Origin of the sequence: Maritimibacter fusiformis (assembly GCF_008086115.1) — a bacterium.
Lineage (GTDB): Bacteria > Pseudomonadota > Alphaproteobacteria > Rhodobacterales > Rhodobacteraceae > Muriiphilus > Muriiphilus fusiformis.
Genome location: NZ_VSIY01000015.1, coordinates 356588 through 370701, shown reverse-complemented (window position 1 = coordinate 370701; position 14114 = coordinate 356588). Strand labels below are relative to the sequence as shown.

General features: G+C 65.7%; 15 protein-coding genes. 9 read left to right on the top strand and 6 right to left on the bottom strand.

The features are described from left to right. Window positions 1-31 precede the first annotated feature (31 nt). A complete protein-coding gene (locus FVF75_RS16560) occupies window positions 32-595 on the top strand; it encodes a DUF2585 family protein (RefSeq protein ID WP_148379892.1) in 564 nt (187 codons plus the stop codon). 6 nt (window positions 596-601) lie between these two features. Here the strand turns inward: FVF75_RS16560 and FVF75_RS16555 are convergent, their stop codons facing one another. Then, window positions 602-1390 carry an exodeoxyribonuclease III gene (locus tag FVF75_RS16555; protein WP_148379891.1) on the bottom strand — a complete coding sequence of 263 codons (789 nt, stop codon included), beginning with the start codon at window positions 1388-1390 and terminating at the stop codon, window positions 602-604. Between the two features lie 166 nt (window positions 1391-1556). On the opposite strand from FVF75_RS16555, the gene thpD reads away from it, so the two are divergent. After that, the gene (gene thpD / locus FVF75_RS16550) at window positions 1557-2498 is read left to right on the top strand and encodes an ectoine hydroxylase (protein WP_148379890.1); all 942 of its coding nucleotides are present in this window, start codon (window positions 1557-1559) and stop codon (window positions 2496-2498) included. 181 nt (window positions 2499-2679) lie between these two features. Here thpD and FVF75_RS16545 read toward each other — a convergent pair whose 3' ends face one another. Continuing rightward, a complete protein-coding gene (locus FVF75_RS16545; protein ID WP_148379889.1) occupies window positions 2680-3366 on the bottom strand; it encodes a response regulator transcription factor in 687 nt (228 codons plus the stop codon). A 155-nt stretch (window positions 3367-3521) separates the two neighbouring features. Here FVF75_RS16545 and ribA point away from each other — a divergent pair, with 155 nt between their 5' ends. Together ribA and FVF75_RS16535 are read left to right on the top strand one after the other, a co-directional pair. Beyond that, window positions 3522-4607, top strand: coding sequence for a GTP cyclohydrolase II (gene ribA, locus FVF75_RS16540; RefSeq protein ID WP_148379888.1), 1086 nt, complete (start codon window positions 3522-3524; stop codon window positions 4605-4607). Then, window positions 4604-5110 carry a L,D-transpeptidase family protein gene (locus tag FVF75_RS16535; RefSeq protein WP_148379887.1) on the top strand — a complete coding sequence of 169 codons (507 nt, stop codon included), beginning with the start codon at window positions 4604-4606 and terminating at the stop codon, window positions 5108-5110. Before ribA ends, FVF75_RS16535 begins: the two co-directional genes overlap by 4 nt. On the opposite strand, the gene FVF75_RS16530 is transcribed toward FVF75_RS16535, so the two are convergent. Both FVF75_RS16530 and FVF75_RS16525 read right to left on the bottom strand, forming a co-directional pair. After that, window positions 5101-5754: a YggS family pyridoxal phosphate-dependent enzyme gene (locus tag FVF75_RS16530; protein WP_148379982.1), complete on the bottom strand. Its 654-nt coding sequence runs from the start codon at window positions 5752-5754 to the stop codon at window positions 5101-5103. The two genes, FVF75_RS16535 and FVF75_RS16530, sit on opposite strands and share 10 nt — an antisense overlap. Window positions 5755-5861: 107 nt before the next feature. Further along, entirely contained in the window at window positions 5862-6716 is an 855-nt protein-coding gene (locus FVF75_RS16525; RefSeq protein WP_148379886.1) for a porin, read from the bottom strand. A gap of 309 nt (window positions 6717-7025) precedes the next feature. On the opposite strand from FVF75_RS16525, the gene FVF75_RS16520 reads away from it, so the two are divergent. From FVF75_RS16520 to FVF75_RS16505, 4 genes are all read left to right on the top strand, one after another. Beyond that, window positions 7026-7529, top strand: coding sequence for a DUF3576 domain-containing protein (locus FVF75_RS16520; protein WP_148379885.1), 504 nt, complete (start codon window positions 7026-7028; stop codon window positions 7527-7529). A gap of 79 nt (window positions 7530-7608) precedes the next feature. After that, window positions 7609-10206, top strand: coding sequence for a leucine--tRNA ligase (gene leuS / locus FVF75_RS16515; RefSeq protein WP_148379884.1), 2598 nt, complete (start codon window positions 7609-7611; stop codon window positions 10204-10206). Between the two features lie 2 nt (window positions 10207-10208). Beyond that, window positions 10209-11231 (top strand): DNA polymerase III subunit delta, encoded by a 1023-nt coding sequence (holA, locus tag FVF75_RS16510; RefSeq protein WP_148379883.1) that lies wholly within the window; start codon window positions 10209-10211, stop codon window positions 11229-11231. Window positions 11232-11288: 57 nt separating this feature from the next. Further along, window positions 11289-11879 carry a glutathione S-transferase family protein gene (locus tag FVF75_RS16505; protein WP_148379882.1) on the top strand — a complete coding sequence of 197 codons (591 nt, stop codon included), beginning with the start codon at window positions 11289-11291 and terminating at the stop codon, window positions 11877-11879. A 5-nt stretch (window positions 11880-11884) separates the two neighbouring features. Here FVF75_RS16505 and FVF75_RS16500 read toward each other — a convergent pair whose 3' ends face one another. After that, entirely contained in the window at window positions 11885-13069 is a 1185-nt protein-coding gene (locus FVF75_RS16500; protein WP_148379881.1) for a TIGR03862 family flavoprotein, read from the bottom strand. A gap of 37 nt (window positions 13070-13106) precedes the next feature. Here FVF75_RS16500 and FVF75_RS16495 point away from each other — a divergent pair, with 37 nt between their 5' ends. Continuing rightward, the gene (locus tag FVF75_RS16495) at window positions 13107-13418 is read left to right on the top strand and encodes an HNH endonuclease family protein (RefSeq protein ID WP_148379880.1); all 312 of its coding nucleotides are present in this window, start codon (window positions 13107-13109) and stop codon (window positions 13416-13418) included. On the opposite strand, the gene FVF75_RS16490 is transcribed toward FVF75_RS16495, so the two are convergent. After that, complete coding sequence (locus FVF75_RS16490; RefSeq protein WP_148379879.1) at window positions 13415-14026, bottom strand: enoyl-CoA hydratase/isomerase family protein; 612 nt, start codon at window positions 14024-14026, stop codon at window positions 13415-13417. The genes FVF75_RS16495 and FVF75_RS16490 overlap by 4 nt on opposite strands. Between the last annotated feature and the right edge of the window lie 88 nt (window positions 14027-14114).

The following is a 14114-nucleotide window of genomic DNA, read 5'->3' as shown; positions in this document are numbered from 1 at the left end:
CAGGGGCGCGGCGCTGTGCACCATTCGCGGAATGGTCAGTCGCGCCTCCCTGCCCTATTGGGCCACATTCCTTATCACGCTGGCAAGCGGGCTGATCCTGTTTGCCATGGACCGCACGCTGATCAGCGGCAGCGGCAATGTCTGGCTGTGGTATGGCGGCCTTGGCACGGCCGAGAGCAACATGCACCTGACCGACTGGTATACGCCCAGCCACCTGATCCACGGATTCGCCTTTTACGGGGCGCTCTGGCTGGTGGCGCGGCGGATCGGGATCGGCTGGCGGCTGGTCATCGCGACGCTGGTCGAGGTCGGCTGGGAGGTTCTGGAAAACACCGATGCGGTGATCGAGCGGTATCGCAACACCACGTTCTCGACCGACTACATCGGCGACAGCGTGCTCAATTCCTCCGCCGACGTGGTGGCGATGCTGATCGGCTTCTGGCTGGCCCGCGTGCTGCCGGTGTGGGTGAGCGTGGCGATCTGCGTCGGCTTCGAGGTTCTGACGACCGTTCTGATTCGCGACGGGCTGATCCTGAACGTCGTGATGCTGCTCTGGCCGTCCGAAGCCATCCTGCAATGGCAGGCGGGCGGCTGATCGGACCTAGAGATCGAACCGGGCGAACACCGGGGCGTGATCCGAAGGCTGCTCCCACCCGCGCACGTCGCGCAGGATCCGGCTGTCATGCCCGGCCGCGGCGATATCGGGCGTTGCCCAGATATGATCGAGCCGCCGGCCCTTGTCGGCCTTGTCCCATTCGGGCGAGCGATAGGACCACCAGGAATAGAGATTGCCCTCGGGAATGTCCTTGCGGGTGATGTCCACGAAACGGCCGGCGTCCTGCATCTCGGCCAGATGCTCGACCTCGATCGGCGTATGGCTGACGATGCGCAAAAGCTGCTTGTGGTTCCAGACGTCATCCTCGCGCGGGGCAATGTTGAGATCACCGACCAAGATCGCCTTTTCAGGGCGCGTGCCGTGGAACCAGTCGCGCATTTCGGTGAGGTAGTCGAGCTTCTGCCCGAATTTCTCGTTCACCGCGCGGTCGGGCTTGTCGCCCCCGGCGGGGACGTAGAAATTGTGGATGACCACCCCGTTTTCCAGCCGCGCCGCGACATGACGGGCATGGCCAAGCGAGGCGAAATCCATGTCGCCCACATCTTCCAGCGGCAGTTTTGACAAGATCGCCACGCCGTTGTAGCCCTTTTGCCCACGCGCGACCATGTGGCCATAGCCAAGCGCGCGAAATCCCTCGAGCGGGATCTTGTCGACCGGGCTCTTGCACTCCTGAAGACACAGGATGTCCGGCGCTTCCTCCTGCATCAGGCGGCGGACCAGCCCCTCGCGCAGACGCACCGAGTTGATGTTCCAGGTGGCAAGCGTGAACGACATGGGAAAGCTCCGGCTGAGGGTTTCGCCGACCCTAACGGTGACATGCGCCGAGTTCCAGCGGTGCGCGTCCGGGTTCGGGAACAATCGCGCCGTGCGGACGTCGTTCCGACATATCCGCCACAGGCGGTCGAAACTCAGAAATGAATCGTCAAGAGAGGATCGAACGATGAATATTACGACGAAAATCGCCAGGATCGAGACCGGTGACGCCTACCCTACCCGTCTTCCCGGCGCCGAACGGACGATAGAACGGCAGGATCCGGTGCTGTGGTCGGACTGGACCCCGGCGGCCCCGCTGTCGCAGGAGGCGGCGGCGCAGTATCGGGACAAGGGTTATCTGGTCGCGAAAGACCTGTTCAGCAAATCGGAAATCCGCCGCCTGATCGAGGCCGGCGCGGCCCTGCGCCGCAACGGCGCCGAGATACGCGGCGAAGACCTTGTCACGGAACCGGGTTCGGACGAGGTGCGCACTGTCTTTCGGCTGGACGAGCATTCCGAACTGTTCCGCCGCCTGGCGCATGACCGCCGGCTGGCCGGCATCGCAGAGTTCCTTCTCAACGACCGGGTTTATCTGCACCAGTCGCGGCTGAACTACAAACCCGGCTTCACCGGCAAGGAATTCTACTGGCATTCGGATTTCGAGACCTGGCACGCCGAGGACGGGATGCCGCGGATGCGCGCGGTGTCGGCCTCGATCCTGCTGACCGACAATTCCGAATTGAACGGGCCGCTGATGCTGGTTCCCGGCTCTCACAAGAGCTTCGTGGCCTGTGCGGGCGAAACGCCGGCGCGCAACCACGAAAGCTCGCTCAAGAAACAGGTGATCGGCGTGCCGCAGCCTGAGACCATCGCGCGCATGGTCGAGCAACTTGGGTTGGATGTGGCCACCGGGCCAGCCGGCACCGTGGTGTTTTTCGAGTGCAATACGTTGCACGGCTCAAACGGCAACATCACGCCCTTCCCGCGCTCCAACGCGTTTTTCGTCTACAATGCGCTGTCGAACCGCCTCGTCGCGCCATTTGCCGCCAAGGCGCCGCGCCCGGCGTTCCTGGCCAATCGGGAACAACCCGAGGCGATCGAGCCGGTTGAGGGCGAAATCACGCTGTAGTGCGTTTGCCCCAAAAAAGGCCCGGGCAAAGCCCGGGCCAGTCCAACAGGGAGGATTCCGCGTCATTGCCCCGACGCGGACAGGGGTTCCGTTTAGACCGTCTGGCGAAACAATCGCCGTGTTCTTTCAGGATAGCTATGAATCGAGGCGACAATAAGGCGCGATTTTCACCCTGTGGCTGTCATGCAACAAGGCGATAGCCGCCGCTTTCGGTCACCAGCAGCCGCGCGTTCGAGGGGTCGGGCTCGATTTTCTGGCGCAGGCGGTAGATGTGGGTCTCGAGCGTATGCGTCGTGACCCCGGCGTTGTAGCCCCAGACCTCGTGCAGCAGCACGTCGCGCGCCACCACGCCTTCCTGCGCGCGGTAGAGGAACTTGAGGATGTTGGTCTCCTTCTCGGTCAACCGGATCTTGCGGTCGTCCTCGGTGATCAGCATCTTCATCGACGGCTTGAAAGTATAGGGGCCAAGCTGGAACACCGCGTCTTCGCTTTGCTCGTGCTGGCGCAGCTGGGCGCGGATACGGGCCAGCAGAACCGGGAACTTGAACGGTTTGGTCACATAGTCGTTGGCCCCGGCATCGAGGCCGAGGATGGTGTCGGCGTCGCTGTCATGGCCCGTCAGCATCACGATCGGGCATTTCACACCCTGCTTGCGCAGCAGTTTGCACAGTTCGCGCCCGTCGGTATCGGGCAGGCCGACATCGAGGATCACCAGGTCATAGATCGCTTCTTTCGCCTTCTGCATGGCGTCGGCACCGTTGCCGGCCTCGAAGACATCGAAATCCTCGGTCATCACAAGTTGCTCGGCCAGCGCCTCGCGCAGGTCTTCGTCGTCATCGACCAGAAGGATGTTTTTCTGCGTTGCCATTGCCGGGTCTCCGTGTTGCTTCACCCGGATGTGAGCATGGGGCACGGCAACGGCAACAAATGCTGCAAACGCCTCACGCGGACGTGTCGAAATCGCGGTAATTGTTTCACATTTCCGCAAACGGGCCTATTCAGGGCGGCGACTGCGAGGAACCGATGACGCTACTGCCCGATCTCAGCGAACTTGCCGCGCGCGCCCGTGCCGATCTGCGCATGGGGCTGCCGGTGGCGATTTCCTTTGCCGGACAGGCGGCCCTTGTTGCCGCCGCCGAGACGCTGGACGACACCCGCCTGTCGGCTTTGCGCGCCCTGGGGCCGGTCATGCTGGCGATCACGCCGCGACGGGCCGACACGCTCAAGGCGCGGGCCTATTCCGACCACGTGGCGCGGGTGCGGGTGCCGGGCGATGCCGGGGTTGAGTGGATTCACAACGTCGCGGACCCGGCGGGCGATCTGGCGATGCCGATGAAAGGCCCGCTGACGACCGAGCGCGGCGGTGACGAGGGCATCGCGCGCGCCGGCGTGATGCTGGCCAAGGCCGCACACCTGCTGCCCGCGGCGGTGCTGGTCGCGGTGGACGATGCCGGGGCGGTGGCGGCGGAGAACCGGCTGACGTGGCTGTCGCTGGACAAGCTCGATGACCTGGTGCCGACCGGGCCGCTGGACGAGGTGGTTGCCGCCCGGGTGCCGCTGGCGGTCAGCGAGGCCGGGCGGGTGCACGTCTTTCGCCCGCGCGACGGCGGCGAAGAACACTATGCCGTCGAGATCGGGAAGCCGGAGCGGTCGAAACCCGTGCTGGCGCGGCTGCATTCGGCCTGTTTCACCGGCGATCTGATGGGCAGCCTGAAATGCGATTGCGGCCCACAACTGCGCGCGGCGCTGGCGGCGATGGGCGAGGCGGGCGCGGGGGTGCTGCTCTACCTCAACCAGGAGGGCCGCGGCATTGGCCTTGCCAACAAGATGCGCGCCTACTCGTTGCAGGATCAGGGCTTTGACACGGTCGAGGCGAATCACCGGCTGGGGTTCGAGGATGATGAGCGCGATTTCAGGATCGGCAGCCAGATTCTCAGCGCGCTGGGCTTCTCATCCGTCCGCCTGATGACCAACAACCCCGCCAAGGTGGCGATGATGCAGGCCAATGGCATCGAGGTGGTCGAGCGGGTGCCGCTCAAGGCCGGGCACAGCACGCACAATGCCGCCTACCTGGCGACCAAGGCGAAGAAATCCGGGCATCTGCTGTGACGCCCGACGATCTGGTCGTCACACGCTGGGGCGCGCGATTTCACGGGCGGCGATTTCCGTGCGCGGCGGGGCGCGGCGGCATTACCCGGGACAAGCGCGAGGGCGACGGGGCGACTCCGGCGGGCATCTGGCGGCTGGCCTATGGCGGCTACCGCGCCGACCGGATCACGCCGCCGAAAACCGTGCTGCCGCTGGTGCCGATTGGCCCCGCCGACATCTGGTCGGACGATTCCGACGATCCGGCCTATAACCACTGGCTGCACGCCCGCAATCACCCGTTCGGGCATGAGCGGCTCTGCCGCGCCGATCCGCTTTATGACCTTGTGCTGGTCAGCGATTGGAACTGGCCCGATGCCCGGCCCGGGGCGGGGTCTGCGATCTTTGTTCACGCCTGGCGGCGGCCACGCTATCCCACGGCGGGCTGCATCGCGTTTCGCCCGGATCATCTGCGCTGGATCACCGCGCACTGGACGCTGCGGTCGCAGGTCGTGGTCTATCCGTAGTCGCGTTCACCGAAGATTGCCGAGCCGACGCGCACATGGGTTGCGCCTTGGGCGATGGCGCGCTCGAAATCGCCCGACATGCCCATCGACAGCCCCTCGATACCGTTGCGCGCGGCGATCTTGGCCAGAAGCGCGAAATGCAGCGAGGGCTCCTCGTCGGCGGGCGGGATGCACATCAGCCCTTCGATTTCCAATCCAAGATCGCGGCACTCCGCGATGAAGGCGTCGGCCTCGGCGGGCATCACGCCGGCCTTCTGGTCTTCCTCGCCGGTGTTGACCTGCACGAACAGGCGCGGGCACTGGCCCATCTCGTCCTTCAGCCGCGCGAGGGTGCGGGCGAGCTTGGGGCGGTCGAGGGTTTCGATCACGTCAAACAGCTCCATCGCTTGGCGCGCCTTGTTGGTCTGGAGCGGGCCGACGAGGTGCAACTCGACCCCCGGAAAGCGGTCGCTCAGGTCCGGCCATTTGCCGGCGGCCTCCTGCACCTTGTTTTCGCCAAAAACGCGGTGGCCCTCGGCCAGCACCGCGATCACGCGGTCGATGGGCTGCACCTTGGACACCGCGACCAGGGTGGTGGAGCCGGGCGCGCGGCCGGTGCGGGTTTCTTCGGCGCGAATGCGGTCGAGGATGTCGGACAGCGGCATGGCGGCTCCGGTCTGGGGTGAACTCATACCGTTCTAGGCCGGGACCACCCCAAAAGAAAAGAGCGGGCACAAGGCCCGCTCTTCCCGATCCAGATCCCTGAGTGGGATCAGAACTTCATGCTCACGCCGACAGCGAAGATCGAACCGGTGGTGTCCGCATCCCACTTGTATTCGGCGTCGAGCGACACGCCGCCGCCGAGGTCGTAGCCGACGTTCGCGCCGTAATCCATCTGGTCGTCCACGCCGTCGTCTTCAACGAAGGCGCCAACCGAGTAGGGGCCGGTCGCGTACTTGACGGAGGCTTTCCAGTCCCAGTCGGTGGTGGCGTTTTCGTAGTCCAGGTCAACCGCACCGGTGAAGCCGCTCATCGTGGCCGAGGCGCCGAAGCCGATCTTGTAGTCGGTGACCGAGGCATCCCACTCCGGCTCGACGTAGAAGGTGTAGTCGGCCATGCTGTAGGACAGCTTCACACCCATGTCGCCGTTGGTCATCGTGCCCGACGGATCGTAGGTGTAGTAGGCTGCGACGGTGAAGTCACCCCAGGTGTTGGAGTACTTGAAGTTCACGTCGTAGGTGGTCGCGCTGGCGCCGTCGGCGTCGTAGACCACTTCGAACTTGCCGAAGTCACCCGACAGGTAGACCGAGGCGTCCGAGATGGTGCCTTCCGGCGGCACGGTGGTGCCGTTGGCGGTCACGGTGCCGAAGCCGCCGTCGGTGTGGTCCTTGTTCATGGACACGCCCATGGCCTTGATCTTGATCTTGGCACCGGCTTCCAGGCCACCGTCGGTGGTCGTCGCCATGCCGGCGGTGAACGAAGCGGTCACTTCCGGAGCGAAGCCCGAGGTCGTCGACCAGGCCACACCGGCGTAGGCTTCGCCCGACCAGGTGAAGTTGTTGTTGTCAGCAGCGGCAAAACCGGCGGTACCCACCAGGATCGTCGAAGCAAGGAGAATCTTTTTCATTTCGTTTCCCTCGTTTTCTAAAAGGTGCACCTCAACTCAGGGGAATCCGAATTGAGTATGCTGTTTCCTCTCTCTTTCCCCGCTCCAATGCAAGCGATCCAGACTGCGGGTGGTGATTGTGGGCCGGTATGGTGCAGCTATGCCACAGTCGGCCCGGACAGCCGGAAATACCTGAGCCGATTCATCTTTATACGGGCACATCTGGTAGAGAAACCGGCAAATCCCCCCAAGGCTGCCGCGGGAAATCGCTTGCCCGGGCAATTGCCCTTGGTTACTTAGGGACTGAACTTGGACGAGCGGGGCATTCCTATGGGCATCGGGCAGACCACGACCAGTGCGGTCATCATCGCCGGGCTTCTGGCGCTTCCGGGCTGCAGCGGCGGTTTTGGCAACCTTTTCGGTGAAACCACCACAACGGCACCGGCCAACGCCGAACGCCCGCAACGTGAGCGGGCCAAGCCGGAGCGGGAAACGATCTGGGATCTGTTCTCGGACCGGGACGATCCGAACACCACGGTCGAGGTCAACAAGTACCTGTGGAACGCGGCGCTCGACGTATTGAACTTCCTGCCGCTTCAGGCCGCCGACCCGTTCACCGGCGTCATGGCCTTCGGCTACGGCACACCCCCGGGCGGCGGACGCGCCTACAAGGCCACCGTCTTCGTGCGCGACCCGGCGCTGGACGCGCGCTCGATCGAGGTGGCGCTGCAGACGCAGGGCGGCGGCGCGGTCTCGGCCGAAACCGCCCACGCGGTCGAAGACGCGATCCTCGCCCGCGCGCGGCAACTTCGCATCCAGGACCGCAGCCTCTGACACTGGACCCTTCGGTTTCATCGGATTACACCAACGCCGGGCCAACGCCCGGCGTTTTCATTTTCCAAGGATCGACCACATGTCCCGTTACGACGCCCGCAGTATTGAGCCGAAATGGCAGAAGGCCTGGGACGAGGCCGGGACCTTCAAGGCGGTCCGCGACCCGGCCAAGCCGAAATACTATGTGCTCGAGATGTTTCCCTACCCGTCCGGGCGCATCCACATCGGCCATGTGCGCAACTACACGATGGGCGACGTGATCGCGCGCTACAAGCTGGCGACCGGCCACAACGTGCTGCACCCGATGGGATTCGACGCCTTCGGGATGCCGGCGGAAAACGCCGCGATGGCGTCAGGCGGGCATCCGAAAGACTGGACCTATGGCAACATCGACACGATGGTCGCGCAGATGAAGCCGCTGGGCTTCGGGCTGGACTGGAGCCGGATGTTCGCGACGTGCGACCCGGAATACTACGGTCAGCAGCAGTCGATGTTCATCGACTTCATGGAAAAGGGGCTGGTCTATCGCAAGAACGCGGTGGTGAACTGGGACCCGGTCGACATGACCGTGCTGGCCAACGAACAGGTGATCGACGGCAAGGGCTGGCGATCCGGTGCCGAGGTCGAACGGCGCGAGCTGACGCAGTGGTTCTTCAAGATCTCGGATTTCTCCGAGGAACTGCTCGACGCGCTGGACGGGCTGGAAAACTGGCCCGACAAGGTGCGGCTGATGCAGGCCAACTGGATCGGCAAGTCGCGCGGCCTGCGATTCGGTTTCGACCGGGTCGATGGCGGTGAGGCCATCGAGGTCTTTACCACCCGCCCCGACACGCTGATGGGGGCAAGCTTCATCGGCATATCGCCCGACCACCCGATTGCCAAAGAACTTGAGGCGGCGAATCCTGAAATTGCCGCGTTCAACGCCCGTTGCCGCAAGGGCGGCACCACCGCCGAGGCCATCGAGACGGCGGAAAAGCTGGGGATGGACACCGGCCTGAAGGTGAAGCACCCGCTCGATCCGTCATGGGAACTGCCGGTCTGGATCGCCAACTTCATCCTGATGGACTACGGCACCGGCGCGATCTTCGGCTGCCCGGCGCATGACCAGCGCGACCTGGATTTCTGCCGCAAATACGATCTGCCGGTGATCGACACCTTCAGTTCTTTGGGCGTAGAGCGGAAATCTGACAAACACGGACTACCGGTGTCGCTGGACAGCTCACCGGAGCTTGGAAGTGCTGACGCCTACGTTCCTCCGAAAACAGAACGCGTTGTCTACACAAAGCCGGTTTTTGGCGCACCACGCGAAATGACGGGCGAGCAAGCAGTCGAGGAAACAATCAATATCGCCGAGAAGCAGGGCTGGGGAGTTGGTCTGACTCAATACCGCCTGCGCGACTGGGGGCTGTCGCGCCAACGCTACTGGGGCTGCCCGATTCCCGTGGTGCATTGCGAGGCCTGCGGCGTGGTGCCGGAGAAGAAGGAAAACCTGCCGGTCCGCCTGCCCGACGATGTCAGCTTCGACCAGCCCGGCAACCCGCTCGACCGGCATCCGAGCTGGGCCGCGACCGACTGCCCGAAATGCGGCAAGCCGGCCCGGCGCGAGACCGACACGATGGACACCTTCGTCGATTCGTCGTGGTATTTCGCCCGCTTCACCGCGCCCCATGCCGACACGCCCACGGTGGCCGAGGATGTCGACTACTGGATGAACGTCGACCAGTATATCGGCGGTATCGAGCACGCGATCCTGCACCTGCTCTATTCGCGCTTTTTCGCCCGCGCGATGCATATCTGCGGACACCTTCCGAAAAAGGCGATCGAGCCGTTCAACGCGCTGTTTACCCAAGGCATGGTAACGCACGCGATCTATGTCACCCGCGACGACAACGACCGTCCGGTCTATCACTTCCCCGAAGATGTCGAAGTCACCGAATCGGGCGCGCGGCTGGGTGCGACCGGCGAGGCGGTCGAGGTGATCCCCTCGGCCAAGATGTCGAAGTCGAAAAAGAACGTGGTCGACCCCGAGGACATCATCCGCGACTACGGCGCCGATACCGCGCGCTGGTTCGTGATGTCCGATTCGCCGCCCGAGCGTGACGTGGAATGGACAGCCGCGGGGGCCGAGGCCGCCGCCAAGCACCTGTCGCGGGTCTGGCGCATGGCCGACGAGATCGCCGGTATGGCCGGCGCGGGCGAAGGCGACGACGACTTGCTGCGCGCCACCCACAAGGCGATTGCCGAGGTAACGGCGGGGATCGAGGGCTTTCAGTTCAACTCGTCGATTGCCAAGCTCTACGCCTTTGCCAACACGATCCAGAAATCCAAGGCCGGGGCCGAGGCGAAACAGGCCGCGATGCGCGTCATGGCGCAGCTCATGTCACCGATGACGCCGCATCTGGCCGAAGAGATGTGGGCGCGGCTGGGCGGCGCGGGGCTGGTTGCCAACGCGGACTGGCCCAAGGCCGATCCGGCGATGCTGGTCGACGATAGCGTGACCCTGCCGATCCAGGTCAACGGCAAGCGGCGCGACGAGATCACGGTGCCGAAAGACATGCCCAAGGACGAGGTCGAGGCGCTGGCGATGGCCACCGCCGGGGTTCAGCGCGCATTGGACGGCAAACCACCGAAAAAGGTCATCGTGGTGCCCGGCCGGATCGTCAACGTGGTGGCCTGAGGATGAAACTCAGCCCCCGCGACGCGCCGCGTTTCTTTGCGAAACCCGAGACCGGGCGCACCGGGGTGCTGATTTTCGGAAACGATGCGATGCGGGTGGCGCTGAAGCGGCAGGAGCTGATCGCCAATCTGGTCGGCCCTTCGGGCGAAGAGGAAATGCGCCTGACGCGCATCCCGGCCAGCGATCTGCGCAAGGACCCGGCGCTTTTGTCGGATGCCGTCAAGGCGCAGGGCTTCTTTCCCGGCCCGCGCGTCGCCTTCGTGGACGAGGCGACCGACACGCTGGCCAAGACCATCACCGCCGCGCTTGACGATTGGCGCGAGGGTGACGCCACGGTGATCGTGACCGCCGGCAGCCTCACGCCGCGTTCCGCGCTGCGCAAGTATTTCGAGGGGCACAAGAACGCCTTTGCCGTCGCGATCTACGACGACCCGCCGACCAAAGCCGAGATCGAGGCCGAACTGGCCAAGGCCGGGCTTGACCGGATCGACCCCGAGGCGATGACCGATATCGCCGGGTTGTCGCGTGCGCTCGACCCCGGCGATTTCCGCCAGACCATCGAGAAACTGTCGCTCTACATGCTGGGCGAGGCCGGGCCGGTGACGCCCGCCGATGTGCTCGCCGTCGCCCCCGCCTCGACCGAGGCCGACACCGACGAGGTGCTGCACGCCGCCGCCGAGGGCCGGGCGGGCGAGCTTGGCCCGCTGCTCACGCGGCTCGAGGCGCAGGGGGTGCAGCCGGTGGCACTGTGCATCGCCGCCACCCGGCATTTCCGCACGCTCTTTGCCGCCGCCTCGGACCCCGGCGGTGCTGCGCAGGGCATTTCCCGGGTGCGCCCGCCGGTGCATTTCAAGTCGCGCGACCGGATGGTGCGGCAGGCACAGACCTGGGGGGCGGCCCGGTTGGAAACGGCGCTGCAACTGATCGTGGAGACCGACCTCACGCTACGCTCCAGCGCGCGGGCGCCGCAGATGGCGCTGGTCGAACGCGCGCTGATCCGGCTGGCGCACATGCCCCGGACCTGACGTTTCGGTTGCCCGCCACCCCGCGCTCTGCTCCACTCGGCGCAAACGGAGGCTTTCATGTATACACTGATCGGACCAATCGACACGCGCGCCTTCCGGGTGCTCTGGATGCTCGAGGAACTCGGCCTGCCCTATGAGCATGTCAAATCCAAGCCCCGCACCGCCGAAACGCTGAAACACAACCCGGCGGGCAAGGTGCCGGTGCTGCTGGAAGGTGACGTGGCGCTGACCGATTCGGTGGCGATCATGCAGTATCTCGCCGACAAGCACGGCGCCTTCACCTATCCCTGCGGCACGATCGAGCGCGCAAGGCAGGACGGGTTCACCCAGTTCGTGAACGACGAGCTTGACGGCACGCTCTGGACCGCCGCCCGCCACAGCTTCATCCTGCCCGAGGACAAGCGGGTGCCGGCGGTGAAGGACTCGTTGAAATGGGAGTTCGGGCGCAGCGTGGATGAGTTGATGCGGCGCATGGGCAACGGGCCGTTCCTGATGGGCGAAAAGATGACGGTGCCCGATATTCTGACGGCGCATTGTGGCTCCTGGGCCATCGCGGCGAAATTCCCCTTGGAAAACGAGGCGTTCAACGCCTACCTCAAACGGATGCGCGGGCGGCCGGCGTTCGGACGGGTGCGCGCGCTGGGCTGACGGCGTCAGCCCTGGCGCTGCGCCCAGCCGATGGCCTGACGCGCCGCCGCGCGCCCCGTGGCCAGGCAGCCGGTGATCAGGTAGCCGCCGGTCGGCGCCTCCCAATCCAGCATCTCGCCCGCCGCGAACACCCCGGGACAAGCCGTGAGCATGTAGCCGTCCAGCGCCGACGCGGCGATGCCCCCGGCGGTCGAAATCGCCTCGTCCAGCGGGCGCGGTCCCTGGTGGCGGATCGGCAGCGCCTTGATCAGCCGGGCCAGCGCATCGCCTTCGGGCAGCGGACGGCCGAACTCCATCAGCAGCGCCAGCCGCGCCGGATCGAGCCGCAGCGCCTTGCGCAGATGCGCGGCGACCGTGGCCTTGCCGCGCGGACGGGCGAGGCGGGCGGCGACTTCGGCTTCGTCCCAATCCGGGCACAGGTCCAGCGTGAGCGTCGCGCCATCGCGCAGGGGTTTGGTGACAGAATAGATCGCGCTGCCCTCAAGCCCGCGCGCCGAGATCACGAATTCGCCGCGCAGGGTCACGTCGCCCGCACTCAGCCGCGCAGCCTTGACCGGTGCTCCGAAATGCCGGGTCATGTGCGGCGACCATGTGACCGCAAGCCCTGCATTCGCGGGCTGAAACGGCGCAAGCTCGACGCCTTTTTTCGCCAGGATCGCGGCCCATGTGCCGTCCGACCCCAGCCGCGCCCAACTTGCACCCCCCAGCGCCAGCACCGTGACATCGGGCGACAGGTTATCCCGCCCCTCGGGCGTGTCGAAAACCATGCCATCGCCATCGAACCCGGCCCAGCGCCAGCGGGTGCGAATCTCGACCCCCTGCGCGGCAAGCCCGGCCAGCCAGGCGCGGAGCAGCGGTGAGGCCTTCATCGCCCGTGGAAACACCCGCCCCGATGACCCCGTGAACACCTCTTGCCCCATGCCGCGCGCCCAGTCGGCCACCTCGACCGGGCCGAACTCGGCAACCGCGGCGCGCAGGAGCGCCGCGGTGCTGCCGGTGAAGGCCGACTGAAACACCGAAAGCGGTTCGTCCTTGGTCAGGTTCAGCCCGGATTTCCCGGCCATCAACAGCTTGCGCCCGACCGTCGGCTTGGCCTCGGCGATGGTCACGGCGAAACCGGCCCCTGCCAGTTCACCCGCCGCCATCAGCCCGGCTGGCCCCGCCCCGATCACCAGCGCCGTTGTTGTCATTGTTGCCTCGCCCGGAAATCCGTTTCACCCTGCTCGCATGGAACCCCGCCCCGAGACAAGCGATCCGACCTGCCCGCTTTGCGGTCGGCCGATCCCGCCGGGCGTGCCGCAAAGCCGGCATCACCTGATCCCGCGCCTGAAGGGCGGCAAGGGTGGCCAGACGGTTCTGCTGCACCAGATCTGCCACAAGGAGATCCACGCCAGCCTGACCGAGGCGGAACTGGCGCGCGATTTCAACACGCCCGAAGCCTTGCGGCAGCATCCGCGTCTGGCCGGCTTCATCCGCTGGGTCGCCAAACGCCCGCCCGAATTCACCTCGCGCAGTCAGGGCAACCGGCGCGGGCGTTAGCGAATCAGCGCCTTGATCCCGGCCACATGATCGGCGCTCGCGCCCAGCGCATCGGCGCTGAGGTCGGCAACCGTGTCCTCCAGCGCCTCGCGCGGCACGATCCGGTCGATCAGACCCCAGGACAGCGCCTCGTCGGCCCCGACCTTCTGGCCCGCCATCAGGATCATCTTGGCCCGCGCCGGTCCGATCAGCGCCGCCATGCGCAGGGGGTCCGAGGGCTGTGGCAGAAAGCCCAGCTTCATAACCGGATAAAAGAACTTCGCTTCGGGCACCGCGATGCGCAGGTCGCAGGCCAGCGCCATGCCGAACGCCCCGCCCGCCAGCGTTCCGTTCAGCGCGGCGATGGTCAGGCAGGGGGCGTTGGCGATGGCGCCTGACAACCGCTCCCAGACCGGATCGGTGGCCAGCCCGGCGCGCGCCTCGTCCAGGTCGGCCCCGGCAGAGAACACCTTGCCCCTGCCGGTCAGGACCAGGGCGCGCGCCTCTGCCGCCGCGCCCTCGGCGAATTCGGCCAGGCCGGTCAGCATCGCCCTTGTCAGCGAATTGGCCTTGTCCGGGCGGTTGATGGTGGCGGTCCAAAGCCCGCCGGTCTTGTCGAAGTCGATCATGCGTCCGCCTCCCCGGAACTGCCGTTGGCGCCATGGCTAACCCGGCGCGCCGCCGGGTTCCAGCCCGCGCTCCCTTGCGACAACCGGC

Coding starts and splice junctions, on each gene's coding strand:
- FVF75_RS16560 (WP_148379892.1), top strand. CDS start 32: ATGGTCAGTCGCGCCTCCCTGCCCTATTGGGCCACATTCCTTATCACG.
- FVF75_RS16555 (WP_148379891.1), bottom strand. CDS start 1,390: ATGTCGTTCACGCTTGCCACCTGGAACATCAACTCGGTGCGTCTGCGC.
- thpD (WP_148379890.1), top strand. CDS start 1,557: ATGAATATTACGACGAAAATCGCCAGGATCGAGACCGGTGACGCCTAC.
- FVF75_RS16545 (WP_148379889.1), bottom strand. CDS start 3,366: ATGGCAACGCAGAAAAACATCCTTCTGGTCGATGACGACGAAGACCTG.
- ribA (WP_148379888.1), top strand. CDS start 3,522: ATGACGCTACTGCCCGATCTCAGCGAACTTGCCGCGCGCGCCCGTGCC.
- FVF75_RS16530 (WP_148379982.1), bottom strand. CDS start 5,754: ATGCCGCTGTCCGACATCCTCGACCGCATTCGCGCCGAAGAAACCCGC.
- FVF75_RS16525 (WP_148379886.1), bottom strand. CDS start 6,716: ATGAAAAAGATTCTCCTTGCTTCGACGATCCTGGTGGGTACCGCCGGT.
- FVF75_RS16520 (WP_148379885.1), top strand. CDS start 7,026: ATGGGCATCGGGCAGACCACGACCAGTGCGGTCATCATCGCCGGGCTT.
- leuS (WP_148379884.1), top strand. CDS start 7,609: ATGTCCCGTTACGACGCCCGCAGTATTGAGCCGAAATGGCAGAAGGCC.
- holA (WP_148379883.1), top strand. CDS start 10,209: ATGAAACTCAGCCCCCGCGACGCGCCGCGTTTCTTTGCGAAACCCGAG.
- FVF75_RS16505 (WP_148379882.1), top strand. CDS start 11,289: ATGTATACACTGATCGGACCAATCGACACGCGCGCCTTCCGGGTGCTC.
- FVF75_RS16500 (WP_148379881.1), bottom strand. CDS start 13,069: ATGACAACAACGGCGCTGGTGATCGGGGCGGGGCCAGCCGGGCTGATG.
- FVF75_RS16495 (WP_148379880.1), top strand. CDS start 13,107: ATGGAACCCCGCCCCGAGACAAGCGATCCGACCTGCCCGCTTTGCGGT.
- FVF75_RS16490 (WP_148379879.1), bottom strand. CDS start 14,026: ATGATCGACTTCGACAAGACCGGCGGGCTTTGGACCGCCACCATCAAC.